Source organism: Rhizobium sp. FKY42, assembly GCF_005222835.1.
GTDB lineage: Bacteria > Pseudomonadota > Alphaproteobacteria > Rhizobiales > Rhizobiaceae > Neorhizobium.
The window spans coordinates 2,995-8,462 of record NZ_STGA01000069.1 but is presented as its reverse complement, the minus strand read 5'-3'; the positions used below and the strand labels follow the sequence as shown (position 1 = coordinate 8,462).

4 protein-coding genes are annotated in these 5,468 nt (G+C 52.7%); all 4 read right to left on the bottom strand.

Annotated elements, in window-relative coordinates; all coding sequences use genetic code 11:
• The coding region (locus E8M78_RS23655) for a hypothetical protein (protein ID WP_205910282.1) at positions 1 to 2,224 on the bottom strand (2,224 nt) is incomplete at its 3' end.
• A 45-nt stretch (positions 2,225 to 2,269) separates the two neighbouring features.
• Entirely contained in the window at positions 2,270 to 2,659 is a 390-nt protein-coding gene (locus tag E8M78_RS21355) for a hypothetical protein (RefSeq protein WP_137136970.1), read from the bottom strand.
• Between the two features lie 358 nt (positions 2,660 to 3,017).
• A complete protein-coding gene (gene istB / locus E8M78_RS21345; RefSeq protein WP_137136969.1) occupies positions 3,018 to 3,830 on the bottom strand; it encodes an IS21-like element helper ATPase IstB in 813 nt (270 codons plus the stop codon).
• A complete protein-coding gene (gene istA / locus E8M78_RS21340; RefSeq protein ID WP_137136968.1) occupies positions 3,820 to 5,346 on the bottom strand; it encodes an IS21 family transposase in 1,527 nt (508 codons plus the stop codon). Before istA ends, istB begins: the two co-directional genes overlap by 11 nt.
• Positions 5,347 to 5,468 lie beyond the last annotated feature (122 nt).

Sequence of the window (5,468 nt, the reverse complement as noted above, 5' to 3'; positions counted from 1 at the left end):
TGTCGTTTCCGTCACCACGAGCATAGACATAGGTGTCGTTGCCGCCCGCACCGTTCAAAGTGTCGTTGCCAAGGCCGGCAAGAAGGACATCTTTGCTCGATGTGCCGGTCAGCGTATCGGTTTCAGACGTTCCGCCGATGAGTTTTCCGACGTCGAGGAAAGCATCAACAAATGTGAGTAGACCGTGTTGTTGCGGCTCTGCGTCGCTCACCTTGCTCAGGATGTACGTCTTAAACGTGGCGGTATCGTTGTTGAAATACTCGTACTTCAAACCCAAAAGCCCAGTGATGGCTTTTGCATAATAGTCGAGTTTCTGGCTGAAGTTCGACGGTGCGAGATCGATGATTAAGTTGATGGCATCGTCCGGGTCATTCGTGAAGCGTTCACTTTCCACGTCATATGACAACAAAACAAGAGGAAGAAGCGGGCTTCCTGCAATTGCGCTCCCATCTATACCAAGTTTGATTGCGGAGACATGGCTTTGCGATAGGAATCGTGTCAGCAGGACGTCAACTACCGTATCAAAAGACGCATTGATGACTTCGGCGTAGCGTGAACCAAGGGTCCCATCAGCATTTTCGACAAAGTCGGATCCGAAGTACTTTTCGAGGAAAGCGACGATCTTGCCATCGATGTGGCTGCCGCGATCATTGGCGGGAACATCGGTCACCCCGGCCCAGGAAAGAAGCAGCGTCTCGAACTGCACTCGAATTTGATCAGCGGGGAGCATCAATACGTCGAGAACGTAAGTCTCAACCAACACACGCAGATCATCATCAAGGGTCATCGAATAGGCGAGGTCTGGCAGGAGGCCATATCCACGCAGGTTCGGGAGGATGGCGGCTTTCGTCGAAACCTCGAATCCGTCTGGCATGTCCCAAACGGAGATCGCCGGATTGGTGTTGAAAAGGACTGCCTCGGCAAGACCAGTGGTACCGTCCGTTCGAGTGAACAGGCCTTCGAACGCGACCTGGTTGCCTGCCGTAACCCTTGTGGACGAGGCTGCATCAACGTTGATCGACGCGATATTGTATTCAGCGAGCGAGAACATCTCTCCCTCGTCGTAAGCGCCGTTTCCGTTAAGGTCGCGCCAAAGCTTCAAACTCCCGAAGTTCTCGTCGTCCGCATCGACCTTGCCGTCGCCGTTCGTGTCGAAAGCTTGCAATGCTGTGAAGCCATCTTCCGTCGGACTGCCAAAAATCTCGGGGATTCCATCAACAACACCATTTCCGTTGTCGTCATGCACGACGAAGGCATCGTCGGAGCTCAGCCAGCCTGTTTTCTCGGCAAAATTGTCACTATCGTAGTCGAAATGAGCGTTGGAATAGGTCAGAGAAATCAATTCGACCCCATCCCCATCCAGATCTAGAACGAGGGGATCGCGGGGTGGAGCTGGCGGCGATGGTGGCCAGCCCCCGGAGCCGCCTGTTCCACCTGTTCCACCTGTTCCACCTGTTCCACCTGTTCCACCTGTTCCACCTGTTCCACCTGTGCCACCTGTGCCACCTGTGCCACCTGTGCCACCTGTTCCGCCCGTGCCACCGGCATCATCGCTACCGTTTGCGCCAGGGCTAAGATCAGTCACTGTGCCATCTGGGTTGATTTGCAGCACTTGGGGGTTGCCGGATCCCTTTGGCACCGTTGGTGTGGCACCCCCTGAACTACCTCCATTATGATTCTGCACAGATCCCGAAAAAGTGACCCTCACATCGCCTATCAAGTACGCTCGAAAGGATCCATCCTGAGCAACAATGCGAGCAAATTCAGTTAGACGCTCATAGAATGGATCCCGATGCGTCGCGGCATTGTAGTCAACAATGTCAAACGCATCAGTAAGGTATCCTTCAAATTTATACTGACCATTCTGGACTGTTAACATGCCACGCAATGTTCCAGTAAAGTTACCCCATGCAGTATATTGCAATCCTCGCGCTACAATCCCTGAATCCTGTTCGGATATATAAAATGTGCCTTCGGTTCCAGATTCCAGTACTGCCTTAAGTGATTCATAATCATCCGTAGTTGTTGTAAAAGATACTAATTCGAGAGGATATCGCATGTCATAGGCATGCTCCCACAGCAGAAAATGTGACCCCGTGATATTCTCCAGAGTTGCGGCAATGCCATTGTACGCAGACGCCAGAAAACCCTCAACAGCACCAAGAAAACCATCGTAAGGGAATGGTGGCGTGTGAGTAAAACTATCCTTCGTATAATTCGCCATTTTTCACTCGATAAAAATATTATTCTAAAATTTAGATCCGAAAAATTATCTATTTTTGAGGAATTCTTGGTGTCTTACCCTAGTATAATAGTCGTCTCCTAGCAAATTTCCGCACTCATCAAATTTTATTCCGTCAACTTGGCTTTGGAGCTTTTCATTCAAAAGAGCCACATAAATGCCGTCGGATCCACCCGAAATCGTGTATTTTGAATATTGCGGCCCACCAAACTTGCTTTTTATTATTCCCATTAAGTAATATTCTTCACTTATTGATATAGGGAAAATTGTGCTATCAACATTACCATCTACGAATATCTTACTTATTTCATCTAAAGGCATATGATTCCTGTCGATCCTTGAGATAATGTCTTTCATTTCTCGATCGCATTTCCCTTTTACGAGAACTGTGAATTTTTCGCCGAAAAGCTTCTCCATATCGTTTCTTTCATACGAAGAAAAATGTATGATTAAAACTAATAATGTAGTTGATGACAACAAAATATAGCGTTTTAAATTCATATTGTGACCTGAGAATTTTTTCCATTGTCCGCCGTCATAGTTCCAATCTTAGTCGCCATGCTTCAAAAATACCAACCCTATCCGAATCAATCTTAAATCCAAACAACCGGAATGCAAGTTAAGGTTTATTGGGCACACTAGGTCCTGTTGACAAAGTGTGGTAGCCATATTTTTGCGGCAGACAGGGCGAGGAATGCTGAGAAGGATTTTCGGGTCTTGTTGTTGATTTCCCCTGAGAGCTGACCCGGCGTTTCCACCGATAATTGACCCGCCCTTAGGTATCGTTCGTGTTGTTGGTCGGGGTCAAGTTCCTGCGTTTCTCCTTTGATGTTTTGGGCTGATGAGCCGAGCTGTTCTTGAAGCGCAAGCTGTCGCTTCCGGTTTCGAGGATGTGGCAGTGGTGGGTGAGCCTGTCGATCAGCGCGGTGGTCATCTTTGCATGGCCGAAGACACTTGCCCATTCACTGAAGCTGAGGTTGGTGGTGATGATGACGCTGGTACGCTCATAAAGTCTGCTCAGCAGATGGAAGAGCAGCGCCCCGCCTGAAGCGCTGAATGGCAGGTATCCCAGCTCGTCGAGAATGACGAGATCGGAGTGGACGAGCCGATTGGCGATCTGTTCCGACTTGCCTTGTGCCTTCTCTTGCTCGAGCGCGTTGACCAGTTCGACCGTCGAGAAGAACCTTACCCGCTTGTGTTGATGTTCAATGGCCTGAACGCCGAGCGCGGTGGCAATGTGCGTCTTTCCCGTGCCAGGTCCGCCGACCAGAACGATATTGTTGGCGTCATTGAGGAAGTCACAGCGATGAAGCTGTTGCACGAGCGCCTCGTTGATCTCGCTACTGCCGAAGTCGAAGCCATTCAGGTCACGGTAGGCCGGAAAGCGTGCTGTCTTGAGCTGATAGGCCGTTGATCGAACCTCACGCTCCGCCGTCTCTGCCTTGAGAAGCTGCGACAGGATCGGAAGGGCAGCCTCGAACGCAGGCGATCCCTGCTCAGTAAGTTCCCCGACGGCCTGGGCCATGCCATGCATCTTCAACTGCCGCAGCATGATGACGATCGCGCCGCTTGCTGGATTATGACGCATGGCGAGCCTCCGTCTTTCTCAAGGTATCGTATCGTTCAACATTAGCCTTGGGTTCATTGGGGAGCGTCAGTGCCTGTGGCGCGTCGAGGGTCGGCGGCGTGAAGGATTTACCGTCAACGAGCCGATGCAGCAGGTTCAGCACATGCGTCTTGGTCGGAATGCCAGACTGCAGCGCCATGTCGACGGCAGACAGGACTGCCTGCTCGTCGTGCTGAAGGACGAGGGCCAGGATATCGACCATCTCTCGATCGCCACCCGGCTTCTTGAGCAGGTATTGCTGCAAAGTCCGGAATGCATCGGGAAGCTCGATGAACGGTGCGCCGTTACGAAGAGCACCGGGCTTACGCTGCACCACCGCCAGATAGTGACGCCAGTCGTAGATGGTCTGGCCCGGCCGATCATGGGACCGATCTATGACGCGGCGGTGCTCACAAACGATCTGGCCTTCTGCGGCGACCACGACACGATCTGGGCAGACCCGGAGGCTTACCGGTCGATTGGCGAAGGATGCCGGAACGCTGTAGCGATTGCGCTCCAGATGCACGAGGCAGTTGGGCGTGACTCGCTTCGTATATTCGACGAACCCGTCGAACGGCCTGGAGAGCACCATGAGAGCTGGGACTTCCTCGGCCCAGATGTCGGCAATAGTGCCACGCAACTGACCGTGGGGTGTCTTGGCCCAGAACTCCTTGCAACGGGCCTCGAGCCAATCGTTCAAGGCCTCCAGTGATGGAAAGCGCGGGATCGGTTGAAAGAAGCGATGACGCGCATCCTGCACGTTCTTCTCGACCTGTCCCTTCTCCCAGCCGGAAGCCGGATTGCAGAACTCGGGCTCGAACACATAATGGCTGGCCATCGCCATGAAGCGGACGTTGACGTCGCGCTCCTTGCCACGACCGACCTTGTAGATTGCCGTGCGCATGTTGTCGTAGATGCCGCGACCAGGAATGCCACCGAAGACACGGAAGGCATGGTTATGGGCATCGAACAGCATCTCATGCGTCTGCAAGAGGTATGCCCGAACGATGAAGGCCCTGGAGTAGCTCAGCTTCGTGTGGGCGATCTGGAGCTTTGTGCGCTCATTGCCGATGATCGCCCAATCCTCCGACCAATCGAACTGGAAGGCCTCGCCTGGTTCGAACGCCAGGGGCACAAATGTCCCGCGGCCCGTCGTCTGCAATTCCCTATGACGATCATCGCGCCATTCCCGCGCAAATGCCGCCACACGATTGTAGGACCCCTCGTAGCCGAGGCTGACAAGATCAGCGTGTAGCTGCTTCATCGTCCGCTTCTGCTTGCGGCCTTTCTTCGACTCCGTCTTCAGCCAGGCCGATAACCGATCTGCAAACGGATCAAGCTTGCTCGGCCTCTCCGGCACGTTGAACTTCGGCTCCACGCCGCCAGCTCGCAGATATTTGCGGATGGTATTCCGGGATAAGCCGGTCCTGCGGCAAATCTCCCGGATCGATAGATGCTCTCGAAAATGCCAGCGTCGGATTACGCTCAGTAACACCATGTCGATCACTCCAGAGCCCCCGCTGAAAACATCGAGGGACGGTTGAAACATGGGTCAATTCTCAATGTAAATATCTGGCTGCGCCGGGTCAGCTCTCAGTGGAAATCAACAATTGGTTAAGG

Coding starts and splice junctions, on each gene's coding strand:
- istA (WP_137136968.1), bottom strand. CDS start 5,346: ATGGTGTTACTGAGCGTAATCCGACGCTGGCATTTTCGAGAGCATCTA.
- istB (WP_137136969.1), bottom strand. CDS start 3,830: ATGCGTCATAATCCAGCAAGCGGCGCGATCGTCATCATGCTGCGGCAG.
- E8M78_RS21355 (WP_137136970.1), bottom strand. CDS start 2,659: ATGGAGAAGCTTTTCGGCGAAAAATTCACAGTTCTCGTAAAAGGGAAA.